The 18,734-nt window shown below is 37.4% G+C and carries 18 protein-coding genes; all 18 read right to left on the bottom strand.

Annotated elements, in window-relative coordinates; all coding sequences use genetic code 11:
- Nucleotides 1-93 precede the first annotated feature (93 nt).
- On the bottom strand, nt 94-2,037 hold the full coding sequence (locus QGM60_RS04405; RefSeq protein ID WP_281139021.1) for a hypothetical protein: 1,944 nt from the start codon (nt 2,035-2,037) through the stop codon (nt 94-96).
- A 100-nt stretch (nt 2,038-2,137) separates the two neighbouring features.
- The gene (locus QGM60_RS04400; protein WP_281139020.1) at nt 2,138-2,593 is read right to left on the bottom strand and encodes a hypothetical protein; all 456 of its coding nucleotides are present in this window, start codon (nt 2,591-2,593) and stop codon (nt 2,138-2,140) included.
- Between the two features lie 117 nt (nt 2,594-2,710).
- Entirely contained in the window at nt 2,711-3,373 is a 663-nt protein-coding gene (locus QGM60_RS04395) for an ATPase (RefSeq protein WP_281139019.1), read from the bottom strand.
- A complete protein-coding gene (locus QGM60_RS04390) occupies nt 3,357-4,100 on the bottom strand; it encodes a hypothetical protein (RefSeq protein WP_281139018.1) in 744 nt (247 codons plus the stop codon). The genes QGM60_RS04395 and QGM60_RS04390 overlap by 17 nt, the downstream gene beginning before the upstream one ends.
- Entirely contained in the window at nt 4,100-4,387 is a 288-nt protein-coding gene (locus QGM60_RS04385; protein WP_281139017.1) for a helix-turn-helix domain-containing protein, read from the bottom strand. Before QGM60_RS04385 ends, QGM60_RS04390 begins: the two co-directional genes overlap by 1 nt.
- A gap of 295 nt (nt 4,388-4,682) precedes the next feature.
- Entirely contained in the window at nt 4,683-5,534 is an 852-nt protein-coding gene (locus tag QGM60_RS04380; RefSeq protein WP_281139016.1) for an RteC domain-containing protein, read from the bottom strand.
- 27 nt (nt 5,535-5,561) lie between these two features.
- Nucleotides 5,562-6,818 (bottom strand): MFS transporter, encoded by a 1,257-nt coding sequence (locus QGM60_RS04375; RefSeq protein WP_281139015.1) that lies wholly within the window; start codon nt 6,816-6,818, stop codon nt 5,562-5,564.
- Nucleotides 6,818-8,920, bottom strand: a complete 2,103-nt coding sequence (locus QGM60_RS04370) for a copper-translocating P-type ATPase (protein ID WP_281139014.1) — start codon at nt 8,918-8,920, stop codon at nt 6,818-6,820. The genes QGM60_RS04375 and QGM60_RS04370 overlap by 1 nt, the downstream gene beginning before the upstream one ends.
- An 18-nt stretch (nt 8,921-8,938) precedes the next feature.
- Complete coding sequence (locus tag QGM60_RS04365) at nt 8,939-9,232, bottom strand: phosphoribosylpyrophosphate synthetase (protein ID WP_281139013.1); 294 nt, start codon at nt 9,230-9,232, stop codon at nt 8,939-8,941.
- The gene (locus tag QGM60_RS04360; RefSeq protein WP_281139012.1) at nt 9,229-9,882 is read right to left on the bottom strand and encodes a hypothetical protein; all 654 of its coding nucleotides are present in this window, start codon (nt 9,880-9,882) and stop codon (nt 9,229-9,231) included. The genes QGM60_RS04365 and QGM60_RS04360 overlap by 4 nt, the downstream gene beginning before the upstream one ends.
- The gene (locus QGM60_RS04355) at nt 9,879-10,772 is read right to left on the bottom strand and encodes a ribose-phosphate pyrophosphokinase (RefSeq protein WP_281139011.1); all 894 of its coding nucleotides are present in this window, start codon (nt 10,770-10,772) and stop codon (nt 9,879-9,881) included. Before QGM60_RS04355 ends, QGM60_RS04360 begins: the two co-directional genes overlap by 4 nt.
- A gap of 10 nt (nt 10,773-10,782) precedes the next feature.
- Nucleotides 10,783-12,285, bottom strand: a complete 1,503-nt coding sequence (locus tag QGM60_RS04350; protein ID WP_272852109.1) for a thymidine phosphorylase family protein — start codon at nt 12,283-12,285, stop codon at nt 10,783-10,785.
- Nucleotides 12,286-12,288: 3 nt separating this feature from the next.
- Nucleotides 12,289-13,665 carry an MBL fold metallo-hydrolase gene (locus tag QGM60_RS04345; protein ID WP_272852498.1) on the bottom strand — a complete coding sequence of 459 codons (1,377 nt, stop codon included), beginning with the start codon at nt 13,663-13,665 and terminating at the stop codon, nt 12,289-12,291.
- A gap of 13 nt (nt 13,666-13,678) precedes the next feature.
- Nucleotides 13,679-14,521 (bottom strand): ATP cone domain-containing protein, encoded by an 843-nt coding sequence (locus tag QGM60_RS04340; RefSeq protein WP_281139010.1) that lies wholly within the window; start codon nt 14,519-14,521, stop codon nt 13,679-13,681.
- A gap of 3 nt (nt 14,522-14,524) precedes the next feature.
- Nucleotides 14,525-15,355 carry a universal stress protein gene (locus QGM60_RS04335; RefSeq protein ID WP_272852111.1) on the bottom strand — a complete coding sequence of 277 codons (831 nt, stop codon included), beginning with the start codon at nt 15,353-15,355 and terminating at the stop codon, nt 14,525-14,527.
- Nucleotides 15,356-15,383: 28 nt separating this feature from the next.
- Nucleotides 15,384-16,379: a 2-hydroxyacid dehydrogenase gene (locus QGM60_RS04330; RefSeq protein ID WP_272852112.1), complete on the bottom strand. Its 996-nt coding sequence runs from the start codon at nt 16,377-16,379 to the stop codon at nt 15,384-15,386.
- Nucleotides 16,380-16,390: 11 nt separating this feature from the next.
- A complete protein-coding gene (locus tag QGM60_RS04325) occupies nt 16,391-17,365 on the bottom strand; it encodes an ATP-dependent 6-phosphofructokinase (RefSeq protein ID WP_272852113.1) in 975 nt (324 codons plus the stop codon).
- Between the two features lie 7 nt (nt 17,366-17,372).
- Nucleotides 17,373-18,728, bottom strand: a complete 1,356-nt coding sequence (locus QGM60_RS04320) for a dicarboxylate/amino acid:cation symporter (protein ID WP_272852114.1) — start codon at nt 18,726-18,728, stop codon at nt 17,373-17,375.
- Between the last annotated feature and the right edge of the window lie 6 nt (nt 18,729-18,734).

Here is an 18,734-nt window from a genome sequence, read left to right as displayed (position 1 = left end):
AAATAGGATTATTTAAGCCATTAACAACTTTTGGGATGGGATATAATGACTTTATTTTTGAGCTATGGTTATAGGGTAGGAAATCACTTGGTTTTAGTCGCCAATTCCCTGCATCATAGCTTCCATACCGCCAAAGTTTAATATAAAGGTTGAGTAGTAATGGTCAAATAAATCCTTTAGGTATTGGCCTAAATCAACGTGTTCCAATTCATTTTTACCCTCTACTTTTTGCCTTATCTCATACCCTCTGTTTTTACTGATAGTGTAGAGAAACAAGGTGTGAAAATATACCGAGGTGTAATATTTTCGGTTAGCAAGTTCTAATTGTTCTTGGTTGATGTTCTTTTCTTTTGATTTGAAGTTTTTCAGTACAGTGCTGTCCATATTGATAAATATACGGTTGAGTAAATCACCTTCAGCATCTGGAATCATAACGGTGGAATAATCTACATCGAGGCTTGTAGCTTCTTCAACCGCTTCCCAAGTTACGTCCGTATCAGAATCATCATCTGTCTTCTTATACATAAAAACAAGTTTTGGCAGTCCCAACAAATCATTATCGCTTTCCTTTTTCGGTATCTCGCTTTTTGGCTTGTTATTATCGGCTATTTTCACCCAGAACAATTCCTCTATGTCGCCATTTGGTGATGACAGACTTGCTTTTATTTGAATGCCATCACCAACTTTCAATTCATTTTTTGGGTTTAGAGAAATTCGTATTTTTCCTTTGTTCGGACTACTTTTTACAACGTTGAAAACTTCATCTATTTCTTTTGGCTCACCAGGCTTAGTTCCGCCATCAGAGTTATTAGGTTTTATATTAAGTACGCTAATCTTTAAATCCCCGGGCTCTTCTATTCTATCAAAATAATCATTGGCTACATCTGTGGAAAAACGAATCGATTTTTCGCCATTGAGCGGTATTGTAGCAACTTCCTTTTTGTCATTATTGTTAGTGTCGATTCTAAAAAATGAAGGAAATCTTTTGGGCTCAAAAGGTGTTGGCTCTTTTTCATTTGAAGTACGATTCTTTCGTCCCTCAGTTTTCTTTTCTTTTTTAATATCCAGCTTGAATGTTTGGTTCAGCAATTTTGCCAACTCAGAATCAATGGGTAGATTTTTCGTGAAGGTTTTGAGTAATTCGCTAGTATTTGAAGACGTATCAATATCTACAGCTTGTTTTCTGCGCTTTTCTATTTCTGCCAACCTTCCATCTTTTGCACTTAGTTTTTTGGCCAGGTAACTTCTTAGAAATTGAGTTTCATCACCATCCTTGAGCCTATCTCTAGAAGCCATAAATAGTTCTTTCCTAAAGTTATATTTCATTTCGGTACAATCCACGTGAATCAATAAATGGCTTTTTAACAGATTTAGCTTTAAAGAACGCGTGATAAATTCAGAGGTGTAATGCCCGTGGGTTTGTCCATTGAGTGAGAACATCACCGCCATTGAATTTTTAAAGTATCTATCTTGTATGATTTTTTTGGTTTTCTTGAGGTCATAATCCTTTACCTTGGTTTTGAAAACGTAGCAGGATACTTTCATTTTTCCAAAGACATCATCAGAGAAATTCTCGGAAAAGCTTTCGTCTAAATATTCGGATTCTTCAGCTGCCAAACGTCTCTTTAAACCGAACAAATCATTTTCTAAAACCTTATTATTTGGATAACGTTCAGCGGTATCGACCGTTAAAATTGGTAAGGCGGGTTGAAATAAAAACTCATTGATACTTTGGTTCAAATCTTGGGCAAAACCAGAATAGCCTTTGGGAAACTGATACGAATACAGTTTTAAAATGGTTCCTGTTTCAAATTGACGATTGTTAAGACCAAGGTCTAGTTTTGAAGCTGTAAACGAAGGGATTTTCTCTTCAATAAGCAAGTACTCATACCAGGTTTCTTTTGCTTGGTCCGATTCTTTTTTAGGATGCTCACGCACCAAGGTAAAACCAAAATTACCATCATTTGTGTACCGCTTAGAAGCAATGAGTTGATATCTTTTCTTTCCGCAGAAAACAATGGCGCCACTTCCACCCATATTGTATTTACCCTGTACGAAATGAATGTCGTTCTTATTACCACGAAGTAGCGAGAGAAAGGTGTCCTCAAACTTTTCGGGGTGCTGCCCTTCGCCATTATCATAAACTACGACTGATGTTGGATATTGGTTTTTTTTGGTTTCTTGGCCCTTTTCCGTTGGCGATAATTTGAATATTCTCGGCTTGCTCTTTCCGAAATGAAGATAAATCCCAATTATTTTCTGGATAAAATTTTTGAATGGCTTCATCCATCGATTTCGGCGCAGTATCTGATTTTGGGTCAATTCCTGAAAGAATGCACTCTTTGGTTAGTAGAGCATCAATGGCATTGGTGACTTTTTCTATTAAAGCTGCTATGGGACTCGATTGTTGATTTTTTACTACACCATAATTACTGAAATTCCCACCCAATGGTTTCCAGTTTGAATCATCAAATATGGTAGGGTTAAGGTCAATTATGTTTAACAAATCCTCTTCGTCTTTAGCGTTATACAGTTTAAAAAAGAGCTCTTGATTGTCAATTATTGATGAAGTTTGATTAAATAGGTTAGCCATAAATGTAATAGAAATAATATAACCCCTAATATAGTAAAATCGAATACCCACAAAAACAGTTTTTAGTTATTTTTAAAGTAGTCTAATTGAGGATTAGGTCCTGTTTTTGATATAAATTCACTTCCGCTTATCCCCAGCCTTTGTGTCAAAAGCAATTAAATTGAACAATTCCCGCATTCGGCTACGAACGCGATTGCCATAACGCTCTTCCAACTCTTCAGCATTTAAGTTTGTAGTAGCGTGTGTTTTAATTTTGTGTTTGGTATCTAAGTACAGTTCATAACGCGAGAGTAGCACTTCACCCATTACATTCAAATCTTTGCCATAAAACCTGCCAACTGGTTCAACACCCAAATCATCAAAGCAATAGAATTTGGTGTTGCCATATTCTTCAACCGTTTTAAAGCCCAAATGGTTAAAGCTAAATGTCACGTTTCTACAGGGAATCATTTCATAAGGCCGTTGCATTGGGACAATATGTCGTAGCAATTTCATCAAACTGGTCTTACCGCACCCAACAGGACCAGAAAGTAAAATCCCTTTGTCGATGTCGATGCCGTATGCTTCACAATTGCTCTTGTCCTTGATGAAGTAGGAACAGAGTTTTAGTAGTATGTCTTTATCCTCGTCATAGATTCTGAATTTTTTGCCAAACAATAGCTTGCCCTTGGCATTCAGATAAATCAAGATTTTTGGGAAGTCGTAGATTACGCTTTTTCCATCGAACTTTCCCAGCGAATATTCCACACCACCTTCGGTAATTTTAGAGGGGTTGTCCATAATCTTTGGCTTTAGTAGTTCGCAAGTTGTCCTTGATTTGGGACGCTTGATTTTTGTTTTGAGTTTCAAACAACTCAGTCCTATCCATCCAATTGATGGCTACTGCTCGCCAATCACGAATTACTTCGTCATCGCCAGTATGCCAATCTCGTTCGGCGTAGTGCTGGTAAAACTTTTTAGCTTCCGCTACATCAAAATTCTTTTCTTCAAAAAAATTAATAACGGCCTGACAGTCTTTTGGCTGTTTTATATAGTTTTCTTGTTTGATATTGTTTGTTTCAGATACCAATGCTTGTCCATTGGTGGGACGGTGTTGATACACAACTTGTCCATTTTTGGGATGGTGGTGTCCCTCTAATGGTACACCTCTGGGATAGTACTGTTCTGCAAGCAGTTCTAATTCGGGATTGTACTGTCCCATAACTGGTTCGCTACTTGTACCAATAATGGACATCCTAATTTTACTGCCTTTATAGGGATTATTGGAAGGATAATAAGAAAGATATTGCCAAGTATCTAAATCCACAATGCATCTATGGTAAGTAGATTTTGAACCGATTTTTGCACAGCGCATTAGTTCCCTACGGTTCACGAAGAATTCATCCATAAAGCGGCAACTGTTCCATTCTTGGAACAATGCCATATACAGACTGATATGGGTAGGGTTTAGGCGGTCATCAAAATAGAACTTTTCAAAAGCCGCATTAAGTAGCTTTATGTAGTTCATTATTTAGAATTTGAACCGTGCTGTACACGATTAGCAGTCATTATATTTTGTATTTCCTCGGCATCGTAGTAGATAATACCACCAACTTTAGTGTAAGGTAAAGTACCATTGATACGAAGGTTTTGTAATGTGCCAGGACTTACCTGTAGTAAATCCATAACCTCGGAAGATTTGAGGTACCTTTTGAGTTTCCCGGTAGCTTGTTTTGTTAGCAATTTTTTAATGTCATCGAGCAATTCCATTTTAAATTCTCGAAGATCTTCAGTGGTTATAATAGACGTCGGCATAATAGAACGGTTTTAATGGAAAGAGGCTATCTCATCGCTGTCAACTAATTTGATAACCTCTGACCTGATTTGACTTTCGTTCTACAAAAATGGACTGTTTTGTTCGATTTTAACCCCAAGGAACACCCAAGTTGGGTGATTTTATTATCTCATTATCAATGACTTAATTTGGCTTAAATTAGTGTTTGTTATTAAAATCATCGGTGCTAAATAATGTTAATAAAAATTAAATTAATTTTTTCCCAAGTTATACCCAACTTGGGTGAAAATTTAACATTTATGGAATCCACAATAACTATCCGTCAGTTTCTTCCATACGTCTTAATAATGTTGTTTTTAATCTATCGATAAACTTGGTTTGGTCAATCTTTCGTTCTCTTATTTCAAGAAAGGTTCTATACACGTTTCCAAGGTTAAGGTCGAAAATCTCTTCACAAGCTGATGCCATTTCTTTAATTCCAGCTGTTCCACTCTTTATAGCACCAGATGCTTGTAACGCATAGATTAATTCTATCAAATCCGTTTTAGAAGCAGTCCATCCAAGACGCTCACCATTGGATAGTGTATTAAGATTATTAGTTCTGTCTAAGCAAATATCCCTTAAATTACTTAACTCTTGCACATAATGATTTATTAGTAGATCGTACGCAACAATTTTAGCTACAGCATTGTCGTGGCTTGTAGAAAACTCTGCGTCAGTATAGAAATGGGAAGTATCTGACACTAAGTTGATTTTATCGTTCCCTCGAAGAAAATAGAACTCGTCTAAAACTGTAGATTCCTCTCTGTAGTATTTTATAAAGTCTAGATTGCGTCTGTTACTTTCTTGAAGTTTTTTTATTTCAGAGTCTATAAACTCTTGTTGAGATTTAATAGTCCCAGCAGGCCTGTGAGTCATAAAACTATGAAGTTTTGCATAAAATTTAAGACGACTATATACATAAGGTTTCTGCTTTTTAAAAAATGTTATTTCTTCTTGAGGGTTCTTGAAGTCATTTTCCCTTACACATATTCGTAATTTTTGAAGATACATCCTAGAAATGGAAATTCCTTTCTCAATATTACTGAAGTCATTAAGGTTGGACTCTTCGATTATTTGGATTTCTTCCTTATAGTCATTTAAAATTTTATTAATTAATTTATGCAAAATATTTGGGGCTTTAAGGTTTGTGGTTTAATTCTCCATCATTAAAGTATGGTTAAGATCTTCTACGTTTTTATTTGGGGGCTTAAGAAAGACTAGAATCCCAATAGCACCCAGAACAATGCTTCCAGCAATAATAAACGGATAAAAAAAGCCGCCAGCGACTAGCCAAGTTCCCAATACTGGACCTAATATTTGGCCAATGCTATTTGTTGAACTTTGTATAGATATATTCCTACCGGTATTCTCCTTTGATATCAAAGAAACAGCAGATAGTAGGTTAGGGGTAATCATAGCTCCACCAGCTGCAAAAATGACAATGAGGCCATATACTACCAATTCATTATTAAAAAATGGGAAAATTATTAAGGCTGTTCCTGATATTAATAGGCCTACTGCAATCTGTTTTTTTGTTGACAAAAATATTTCGCCATAACTGGCGAAAATGGGTTGTAATACTGCCATTACCAGGCCGCACAACATAAACCCTATACCTACTTGACTACTGTTAAAGGCTAATTCATCTTTACCATAAATAGAAAATACCGTTTCAAATAGTGTCACTACAAACTGCATTATAAAAGAGAGTAGTAACAGCACCATAAAATATTTGCTAAGAGTAAAACCAAATGTCAGTTTTTGAGTAGTAAACTTGCTAACCCTAGTTGTGTTTTTAAGTCGTTTTAATACTATAATAAAAACAATAAACCCTAATACGGCTGCAAATAGAAACGGGACTGAAAAACGATCTAAGTGTAACTGCCCAATTTCGTAATCTAAGTGAAGGTTGGTTTGCGAGAGGAATCCACCCAAAACAGGCCCAAAGATAACACCAGAACTTACCGCTACACCAGACCAAGCCATTATCTTGGTTCTGCGTTTTTTCGAGGTAATATCACTCAAATAGGCGTTGCTTACTGGAATTACAGAAGAAGTAAAAATACCACCAAAAATACGTGCTATATAGAGCATTGTAAGCGAAGTGGCCAAACCAGTAAATAATTGCATTATAACAAAACCTATAAGACCAATTATGATAATAGGCTTACGCCCATATCTGTCTGAAAGTTTTCCCCAAACAACTACAAATATGAGCTGAAATAATGGATATATACTTGTTAAGAGGCCAATATGAAAATTAATCAAGTCAGTATCTAGATTGGCTTTGAGAGCCAATCTCTCCGTGTAGTATGGTAGGGTAGGTAATAAAATACCATACCCTAACATTACCACGAATAAACTCAAGAGGACTAAAAAAATCCTATTGAGTTTCTCTTTCTTCTCCATTATTTTTTACCGATTTTTCGTTTTAACAATTGAGCATTTATAGCAACAATGATTGTACTAAGACTCATAAAAACCGCTCCTACAGCTGGTCCCAAAACGAACCCTGAAGAATACAATACTCCGGCAGCTAATGGAATGGCTACTACGTTATATCCCGTTGCCCAAATCAGATTCTGAATCATTTTATTATAGGTAGCTTTTCCAAAGAGAATTAGATTAGCGATATCTTTTGGGTTACTGTTTACCAAAATAATGTCTGCAGTTTCGGCCGCTACATCAGTACCAGAGCCGACCGCTATACCGACATCAGCCCTTGCCAAAGCGGGTGCATCATTTACACCATCTCCAGTCATTGCGACAAATTCATCCTTTGCTTGAAGTTCTTCTACAATTTCCACTTTTTGATGTGGTAATACTTCGGCATAGTATCCATCTAAGCCAAGCTTTTCACTAACGGCTTTAGCTGTTTTTTCATTATCACCAGTGGCCATTAAGACTTTAATATTATTCTTTTTGAATACTTTAATGGCATCTGCAGATTCTGGCCTTATTTCATCGGCAAGCGCAATATAACCTGCTAATTCACCATCAATCAAAACAAAAACAACAGTCTCCGCAGCATCACTATAGGCATCTTTTGGAATGTCTATTTTTTCATCTCTTAAATATCCTGGACTCACCACTTTTACCTGTTTGCCCTCCACATTGGCCTCTACACCTTTACCAGTAATGGCATTGAAATTTTCTGGCTTTGGAATGGTGATGTTGTCTTCTTTGACTTTTTTGATAATACCTACTGCAATAGGATGTTCCGAGCTCTGTTCCAAGGCACTTGAAAGCCTTAAGATTTCTTCTGTTGAATATTCTTGATTAACCGATTCAATTCTTGTGACACCAAAATCACCTTTTGTAAGTGTTCCAGTCTTATCAAATAACAGGGCTGATATTTTTCGGGATTCTTCAAAAGCTGTTCGATTCCTAATCAATAATCCATTTTGCGCAGATACTGCTGTAGATATAGCAACTACTAATGGAATGGCAAGTCCTAATGCGTGTGGGCAAGCAATAACCATAACAGTAACCATCCTTTCTAAGGCATATACAAAAGGAAAACCCAATATGAGCCAAACGGCTAGTGTTCCAAAACCAATGACCAAAGCAATATAGGTTAGCCATTTTGCAGCCCTATCAGAAAGGTTTTGCATTTTAGATTTTGTTTTCTGAGCCTCTTCAACCATAGTAATTACTTTGTTGAGATAGCTGTCTTTACCTGTATGTTCTACCTTGACCTTTAAGGTGCTATTACCATTTACTGAACCCCCAATTACTTTATCATTCACTTCTTTTTTTACTGGTTTGGATTCGCCAGTAAGCATCGACTCATTCAAATAACTGGAACCATCTACTATGATGCCATCTGCAGGAACTTTTTCACCAGGCTTTACTAAAATCACATCGTCTTTTAGCAAATCTTCTAAAGGAATATCTTCTATGGTATCGCCCTTTACTCTATGGGCTTCAGCGGGCATCATACTTACTAAAAGTTGTAAAGCTTTTGATGCTCCTAATACACTTTTCATTTCTATCCAATGGCCTAAAAGCATAATTGCGATTAGTGTTGAAAGTTCCCAGAAAAAATCTTCACCACGTAAACCGAAAACAGTTGCAGTACTGTAAAAATAGGCAACGCTAATAGCCATAGAAATTAGGGTCATCATCCCTGGTGAACCCTTCTTTATTTCTGACCAAAACCCCTTTAAAAATGGCCAGCCACCATAAAAATACACTACGGTTGAAAGTGCAAATAGGATATATGGGTTTCCAGGTAAGAGAAATTCATATCCAAAAAATTCCTGAATCATAGGGGATAAGAATAGAATTGGAATGGTAAGTATTAAAGTTAACCAAAACCGTTTTCGAAAATCGGCAATCATCATTTTGTGATGGTCGTGACCCATTTGTCCGTGACCAGGATTGTGACCAGAATGACCACCGCTTCCGTGGTTCATTTTAGAGTGGTCTTCTTTTTTGTGCTTCATCTTTGAATGATCCATTTTAGAATGGTCCATTTCTTTGTGATTGTGATGTTCGTGGTTTTCCATTATTGTATTGTTTAAGTGTTATCGTAATTTTTTTCTCATTGCATCAGATATGTTTTCGGCATAGACACCATAGGCATCCACCAAGATGCCCTTAATGCCATCTTTAGATGAAATGGCGTACAGTACACTATTATCGTCGGTACTGCTCATCCCTTCAAAGCGATGGGTTTCATCAACGTCAAAATCTTCTGGCTGTATTTCAATTTTTAGTGAAGCACACTCCAGACATTCAGGTTTAAGGTTAAAATCATATGTATAACCATTCGCCTGTAAATCGTTTATTGCTTCTGAAAGTGTATCGTAATTCTTCATTGAGTTTTTTTATAAGTCATTGTAAAATAGCTATCGTCTTCTTCTATAAATTTCTGAAAGGTCAACAAGCCATTAGCGTTTAATTTTTCCTTGACGATATAGTTCAATTGCTTAATGCGAATTCCCAAAGCATAGGCTTTTATATTTATCTTCGAGCTAATACTGTTCTTGTGGTCGTTTAATTTTCGGTCGTAAATCTTTATGAAGCTTTTTGAGCCAAAAAAGTTCAGTAAGCCAGAATCAAAACTCATTTCAAGTTCAATATCCTTTAAATTATCTAAATCATATAGCTCAGTAAAGTTTGTAGTTGAGCTATTGATTTCGGTTTCTTTAGAGTTTGGTTTTGCAAACGGGAATGCCATTACCAAAATATTGGCCTCGTCGGGCTTACAGCGATAGGTGGTAGTGTATTTTTCTGTTGACTTTTTCTCTTTATCAAATAACTCTGTTATGACTTCAATTTGATAATACCCATCATCCTCTATAATTTTACCTGCCTTAAATGTTTGCTTATTAAGGAATACACCATCTTCGTCAAAATTTTCACGAGCTACAGTCCTGTCTGAAATCTGCCCAATGAGCATTTCGGTTTGTCCATACACATAGAGGTTAAATAGGATAAGAAACAGTATGAAGCTTTGTTTTATCATATGTGATGCATTAATTTCTTTACTTCTTTTGCCATTACATCACTCAGGTCAATTGCATTTGAAGGATGTGGAATGGTATTGCAGGTCACTATTTTTTCTGTGCCTGAATCCAATAAGTCTTGATAGGCATTGCCTGAAAAAACAGCGTGTATGCCTATGCAAATTGGTGGTTTCATACCAGCTTTTTTCAAATGTTCTACGGTTTCAATCATTGTACGTGCGGTGGAAATAATATCATCAACTAAGATTGGTGTGGCATCTTTATATTTATCTACATCTGGAACTGAAACTTCCACGTCACGGTCGCCGTGACGTATTTTCTGTAATACCGTAAAAGGTGCGCCTGCATTTTTAGCAACTTCGGAAACCCATTGTTCGCTTTCTGAATCTGGACCTATAAGTACCGGATTCTCGATATTTTCTTTAATCCAATCTGAAATAGCATCGGCTGCGTGGATAACTTTGTTTGGGATGTGGTAGACTTCGCTCAAAGAACTAATCCTGTGCAAGTGAGGGTCAACTGTGGTAAGGCTATCTGCAAAACCGGAAATCAACTTTCCGAAGAACGTAGAAGTAACACCCTCGCCTTGATTGAAAATTTTATCTTGCCGCATATAAGCCAAATACGGTGCTACCAAACAGGTGCACATTGCTCCCATTGATTTGGCCGTGTGGCTTAAAAAATACAAGGGTAACAATTTTTCATCAGGGTTGTGCAAGGTGCATATCAGCACCACACATTTATCTTTAACATCAGAAAGTATACGTGTATAGGATTCTCCATCAGGGAATTTTCGTAGAGTGGCCTCGCCCACTTCGGCACCCATTTTTGTGGCCATCAATTCTGTGAGGTCTTCATTTCCAGGAAGACTAAATAATATTGTTTTCATATATAGTGTCTTATTTAATGGTTATTATATCGTTATGGTTACTTCTATAATCTAATGCATAGTTTAGTTCGCCCTGTGATTCAGCATACAGGGTGTACAGTAATTGGTTTTTTTCAATTTTTTCATTTAAATGAACATTTAATAGAATTCCAGCAGACTTGGATTGAGGTGCGCCTGATAGTTTTGCAAGCTTCGCTATTTTCCGGTTGTCAATATTCTTCAAAATACCTGTAGTTTCTGCTTTGATTTCTATTTTATAAGGCGCTAAAACGGGTTGTGTAAAACGTCCTTGGGCGTTACAAATGGCAAGGAATTTTTCATATGCTTTTCCAGATTTGAGAATTTTATGTGCGGTTTCCAATCCCATTCCTTTTCCTACTTTTCCAGAAAGTTCTAATAGTTCAGCGGCTAAAAGCAATGCTCTCTCTGTTAAGTCTTTGGGTGCGTCTGGCTCATTTTGCAAAACTCTTAGTATATCTATGGCTTCTAGAGTTGGACCGATACCTCTACCAACAGGCTGCGTGCCATCCGTAACTACAACTTTTACATTCAATCCAACGGCAGTTCCTACGGCCTCCATATGGTCTTTTAATTTTTGAGCCATTTCCATACTTCTTACCTTGGCTGTTTTTCCTACTGGGATATCAATAACAACGTGAGTTGAACCTGCAGCAGCTTTTTTTGAAAGTACGGAAGCAATGAGCTGTCCTTCACTATCGATATCTAGTGCTTTTTCTACCTTTATAAGAAGGTCATCCGCTGGACTTAATTGAGCGGTACCACCCCAAACAAAACAACCACCTTCCTGATTCACCACGCCCTCAATCTCGTCTGCAGAAAGTTTTACGTTGGTTAGGACTTCCATTGTGTCGGCTGTACCGGCTGGTGAAGTAATGGCTCGGGAAGACGTTTTTGGCATTGTAAGTCCATATGCGGCTACAATAGCCACTACCAAGGGTGTGGTTCGGTTTCCAGGCAATCCACCAATACAATGCTTATCGACTACAATATCCTTGTTCCAATTTAATTGTTTTCCTGAAGCTATCATCGCTTGGGTAAGGTCTGATATTTCATTTATGTCCATTCTGTCACCTGCACAAGCTGTTATAAATGCAGAAAGGTGGATATTGGAATAGTCGCCTTCTACGATGTCTGTTATGATGTCGTTGTAGGCTTTATAATCCAATTTTTGATTATAGATTTTAGCCCTAACGTAGCTTAGCGATTCAATAGGCTCTAAATGAGAAACATAAAGCGTTTGATTTTCGGAAGCTTTCAGTTTTTTTGCAGCAGCATCAGATAAACCTATTTCATTGTGACTTAGAATATCTGAATTTATAACATTAAGACTTGCAACTATTGTCGTGGTTGTAGTTGATACCCTAATTCTGGTCAAGGCTTCGAACCCTTCTGAAATACATACGTGGCAATCTTCACGCATATAGACCACGTTCTCATTTTGGGTATAGATACCAAGATGTTTGTATTTTAAAATATTTGATGGTTGTTCCATAGCTTATTTTATTTCTTTAATGGTATATAGTTGTGGAATCTCAGCATCCCAAGCGTAAGTGTCTTTGATTCCTTTTTGTAGGGCTTCTGCACTTTCTTTCTCACCGTGAACAATAAAAATTTGTTCTGGTTTGTTTTCTATCTCGTCCATCCAATCCAAAAGTTCTTTATGGTCTGCGTGTGCAGACAGTCCCTCAATTTCTGCAACTTGCATATGAAATGGCACCCATTTTCCATAAACTTTGAGTTCCTTGTCACCTTCCAACAGTTTTCTACCACGGGTTCCTTCAGCTTGATATCCAACAAAAAGCAAGGTGTTATTTGGGTTTTGGGCTTGGGTTTCGAGATAGTTGAGCATTCTGCCACCCGTGAGCATTCCACTACCTGCAATTACGATTTTTGGATTGTTGTCCGTTCTTAGTTCCATTGTTTCGCGATAGCTACTAACGACAGTGAAGTGTGAACACATTTCTTCACATTCATATTCTTCTAATTTGTGCCAATCTCTTGTGCGGTGGAATAATTCTAGTACATTAGCACCCATAGGGCTGTCCATTATCATTTGCACTTTAGGGATTTTGTCTTTCTTGAGTAATCTCCAAAAAATCAGCATCATCAATTGGGCTCGTTCTACCGAAAAGCTAGGTATAAATAAACTGCCACCTCTATTGATGGTATCGTTGACCAATTTTTCTATCTGTGGAATTGCTTCCACTTCGTCTGGATGAAACCTACCTCCGTAGGTTGACTCTATTAATAATACATCTGCCTTTTTTGGCTTTAAAGGTGGATACAATAGTAAGTCGTTAGTTCTTCCTATGTCTCCCGAAAACACAAAACGTTTTCCGTTTATATCCAATTCAATGTAGGTTGCACCAAGAATGTGTCCGTTGTATTGAAATCGAACCTTCACATTTTTGAGAATGGGTAGCCATTGCGATGGCGGCACCCCTTTGAAGTAAGGAACGGTTTTTTCTACATCCTTTAAATCGTACAATGGTTTAGCCGGGTTGTGTTTAGAATAGCCTTCTTTGTTAGCGCGTTCGGCTTCTTGTTCTTGTATTTTGGCACTATCGTTCAATATAATTTTTGCAATATCCAAAGTGGGATTAGTACCATAGATGGGGCCTTTAAAGCCTTGCTTTACCAATCTTGGCAAATAGCCTGTGTGGTCCATATGGCCGTGAGTGAGTAAAACCGCATCAATATCAACAACATTAACTGGCGGGTACTCCCAGTTTTTTGCGCGTAGTTCTTTCAATCCCTGAAAAAGGCCGCAGTCTATCAGTATTTTTCTAACACCAGTATCTACCAGATATTTTGAACCTGTTACGGTACCAGCTGCTCCTAAAAAGTGTATATGCATTATAATATTGTTTATTTATTCTTTAATTTCATTTTGTTCTACATAGTTCTTCAGAGTCTTGTAAAATCTTTTTGTGCCTGGATTTTTCAATTCCTACTTGATTTAATAAATCTGGATTATTGTGTACTTCCTTACAGAGCACGGTTCCAGTTTCGAGTAGCAATGTTTTCTCCCGTTTTGTAATTGTTGTTAACGCTGTGAGTGGATGTAGACCAGATTGGTCAATTCTATCTTTAAGACCATTTCCCTTAGGGTAATCCCAACTAGTCATTATTAATCCAGTACATTTACCATATTGTATAGCATCTGTAGTAAAGCGGGTATTCGTGTAAACGCCACCTTGATGAATTTTTGTTTGGTGACCTTTTTGACGTTCCCATTGCTTTTCTACATCTAAAAATCTCGAATTGATGTATAATGGAATCTTTACATTGCAAAAGCGTCCTTGGTCACTATGGTATTTGCATTCAATCATATAATGCTTATTGTCTTTTTGCGCAATGACATCTACTTCGTGCTTAACACAATTGCCTTGCACTATAACTCCAACTTTCGTTTCAAACCCTTCCTGTTCCATTATCTTACCTATTAATTTTTCAAAAGGGAAACCAGAAGGTCCTAATTCCATAATAGCTTTTTTGAGTTTGTATTTTGAAGCACTTACTCGCGATTTTCGTTTAAGCATCCTAAAGGCCATTTGGTAGATTTTCTTGGTTGATATACCCTCGTATATAGTAGCTTCAATATGTTCAACTATCTCTTGGATAAGTACTTCACTTGCGTGCGCGCGCCGTAATGAGTTGATGAGTTTTTCACTTTTGAAGGGCTCTATCTCTCCAGAATGTTTTATTATGTTTATGGAATCGTTCATTATCTATATATGTATAGTCATTACAGGTAAGGTGGAATGGTTAGTAACACCTTCGGCGATACTCTTAGAAAATAGACTTAAAAATCCTGTTTTGCCGTGTGTCACCATCGCTATTAAATCTATGGGATGTTGTTTTATGAACGTATTAATGCCTGTTTCCACAGAAGGTTCATTATATACAGCCATTGAGTAGTTCTTCAACTCTGGAAAATTTTGCAATGTTTTTTCAATGGGGTCTAAACCAAGATTAATATTATTGAAATCTGTCTCGGTATTAATACGTAATAAGTGGATGCGAGCATCACATTTATTCGCAATGGATATTACCTGCTTAAAAGCATCGGTAATGTCCTCATCGAAATTTGAAACAAATGCAATATTCTTGAATGGAAAGTTGACTTCTTCATCTTTTACAACAATTACGGGTGCATTAGCTTTTCGTACAATTTGCTCAACATTACTTCCTGTTATTTCCCTAATGACACCTTTGGTTCCACTACTTCCAGTAATGATAAAGTCGTGTTGATAATGACCTGAATGGTCTAAAATATCACCTTGACCTGCATCAAATTGTAAAAACGTTCGGCATTTTAGTCCGTTGCGTTCTGCTATTTTTTCTAATTCCCGTAATGCCGCTTTGGTCTTACCTATTTGCTTTAATGTTTCAGGATATCGCTTTTCCTTTTCTTTGTCCAGCTTTACCCAATCCACAGGGGTTTGCATAAGATGTAAAAAGTGAATTTCGGAATTGTATAGCTTTGCCATTTCTATACCTAGTAGTTCAGCTTTGTTGCAGTTCTTTGAAAAATCGGTTGGTACTAATATGTTTCTCATTTTGGATGATTTATAGGTTCGTATAATTTTAGTTCAGTATAATTTCATTTCCAGAAGGTACTTTGTCTTCAAAACAGTCTAAATTGTATATGGTCGTGTCTGCGATATTTTTTAATGCGGTTTCGGTTAAAAATGCTTGATGACTTGTGATAAGAACATTGTTGAAAGTCATCAATCTTGCAATGACTTCATCTTGCAAAATTGTATCAGAGTGGTCTTCAAAAAATAGTCCTTCTTCCTCTTCATACACATCCATCCCGAAATACCCAATTTTGCCAGATTTTAATCCTTCTATAACGGCCTTGGTGTCAACTAAACCACCTCGACTCGTGTTAATGAGCATAACACCTTTTTTCATTAAGCCTATGTGTTCCGTGTCAATTAGGTGTTGCGTTGATGGGGTCAATGGGACGTGCAGGCTGATTATATCTGCTTGTTTACAGATAGTAGTACAGTTGGTGTAAATGACGTCATAAGAGTCTATCAGGTTTTTATCCTCAGCGACATCTTGGGCCAATATCTTACAGCCCAAACCGTGAAGTATTTTTACGAGAACTGCACCTATTTTTCCTGTCCCTATAACACCTACTGTTTTACCGTTTAGGTCAAACCCTGTAAGTCCGTTCAGTGAAAAATTTTGTTCCCGAACTCTGTTGTGTGCTCTGATTATTTTTCGGTTAAGTGCTAAGATGAGTGCTAGAGTATGTTCTGCAATAGCATATGGTGAGTAGGCTGGTACACGAGCTATTTTTAGTCCTAGTTTGTCAGCTTTTTTAAGGTCAACGTGATTGAATCCTGCTGAACGTAATGCGATATACTCAATTCCTTGTTGATACAGCTCATCTAAGACATCAGCAGAGGCATCATCGTTAGAGAATAGTGCAATGGCTTTAGAGCCTCTCGCTAATCTTGCTGTTTCTTTCGTAAGCCTATATTCCAAAAAATATAACTCGTGCTTTCCGTCGTTTGCCTTGATAAGTGAAGGCTTATCGAATTTATGTGTACTAAATATTGTTGTTCTCATAATTTAAGATTTTATGAACCAAAAAGTTCTAAAAGGTCCTGCAGTTCTTCATCTATATGGTGCTGTTTTACGACACTTTGAAATGAGGTTGTGCAAATCATATTGTTGTAGAGCCCAACCATTACGTTTTTAGAGCCTCTTAAAAGCACATCTACAGAAGCAGCACCAAGCCTGATTCCCAACATTCTGTCAAAAGCAGACGGGTTGCCGCCACGTTGCACGTGTCCTAACCTTGTAATTCGCAAATCGGCCTTTGGGTTGACTTCTTTAATTTTAGATGCCACTACGTCTGTACCTACTTCATCACCTTCGGATACTATTATTAAGAATGCATCCTCACTATCATAGTTTTTTACTTTTTCTAATAAAAATGTCAAGTCTTGTGTGCTTTCAGGAATTAGAATTCCATTGGCACCGACAACCAAGCCAGAATGGATACCTATATATCCTGAATCCCTTCCCATAACTTCTACAATGAAGACGCGGTCGTGGGATTCGGCTGTATCACGTATTTTATCAATGTTTTCAATGGCAGTATTTACTGCTGAATCAAAACCAAGGGTATAATCTGTTCCTGAAATATCATTGTCTATAGTGCCAGGAATACCTATAAACGGGATGTCGCATATTTTTGAAAAAACAAGTAAACCTTTAAAAGTACCGTCACCACCAATAGCTATTAGCGCGTCAATATGGTTGGCCTGTAGTGTCCGTAATGCTTTTTTTCGACCTTCTAGAGTCATAAAACGTTCACTTCGTGCTGTTTTTAGAATAGTGCCGCCTCTGTGTGTTATTTTTTGTAATTCGTGTGATTTTAATGTAACTAAATCACCGTCTATTAGTCCTTCATATCCTTTTCGAAACCCACTTAATTTGATATTATTTATTTCAGCAGATTTTGCGATGGCGTACAACGCAGCATTCATCCCGGGACTGTCGCCACCAGAAGTAAATACGCCAATATGTTTAATTTTATCAGTATTCATTAATTTATCATTCTAAATTTGGTTTATTATCTGTTTTGATATTGGCTAATGACAGTCTTTTTCCATACAAGGTGTTGAATACCATACAAGCCGTAAGGTCGCCCGTAACATTTACTGCTGTTCTAAACATTCCTAAGAGACGTTCCACACCGATGATAATGATGATACCCTCAGCAGGTATACCAACACTTCCTAAAACAGAAGCGAGAATCACCACACCACCACCTGGTATGGCTGGGGTGCCAATGGACGCTGCTACAATGGTTACAATGACAACAATGATGTTAAGCAAACTCATTTCTAAGCCATAGGCTTGAGCTATAAAAAGGGTTGTTATGGTTTGATAGAGTGCTGTGCCATCCATATTAACGGTTGCACCAATAGGAATAATAAAATTACTGACGGTCTTATCTACATTTAATTCTTCCTCTGCTGTTTGAAGCGACAACGGCATTACGGCTGCAGAACTAGTGGTAGAAAAGGCCAATAGTTGGACATCTCTAATCTTTTTAAGGAATTGAAGCGGGTTAGACTTTCCAAGAAAGGCTACTAAACAAACGTAGAAAATCACAAGTAGTAACAGACCAAGCAGGACCACTCCCGCATAGTAAGTTAAACCCGATAATGAACTTAAGCCAACACTAGAGGTAAGCTGCGCCATAAGCCCAAATACGGCAATAGGTACTAGAAGCATTGACCATTTTACTACCGTCATACAGACTTCCTGTATGGCGCTTAAAAGAAGCTTTACTGGGCGCAGTAAAGAATCCTCAAGCGATAGCACAGCTACACCAATAATGATTGTGAAAATCACGATACTTAACATCTCACCGCTTACCATTGATGCCAATGGATTTTCAGGAAGCAAATTTGATATGGCATCGGGTATGTTTTCAAGTCCGAAAGACAGTTCAGAACCCTCTGAATTCACCACGGATATATCGTTGTGCTCTGATAGCGATTGTTGATGTAAAAAGCGTCCTGGTTTAAAGAGTTGAGATATAATCGTGCCTATACTTACTGAGACTATAGTGGTACCGAGAAAATAAAGCAGCACGCCACCACCAAGTTTTTTGAGGCTATCTTTATCATTGCTTGCGATACCTGTTATGATGGATGCTACAATTAATGGAATCATTATCATCTGTACTAGTTTAAGAAATAGCACTCCTGGAAGTGCAAGCCAATTACCTACCACATCAGCAGTTTCTTTGGATACCCAGCCATTTTGTGGGCTTAAGAGCAACCCAAAACCAACACCAAGTAACAGGGCGATAATGACTTTGAGCCATAGTCGGTTTTCTACTAGCTTTACTAAATAATCGTTAAGCGATTTAAGCGATTTTATCTCTGTGTCAAACATTCTTTT

It is taken from the genome of Winogradskyella sp. SYSU M77433 (assembly GCF_029911945.1).
Lineage (GTDB): Bacteria > Bacteroidota > Bacteroidia > Flavobacteriales > Flavobacteriaceae > Winogradskyella.
This window is presented reverse-complemented; position numbering and strand designations above follow the sequence as displayed.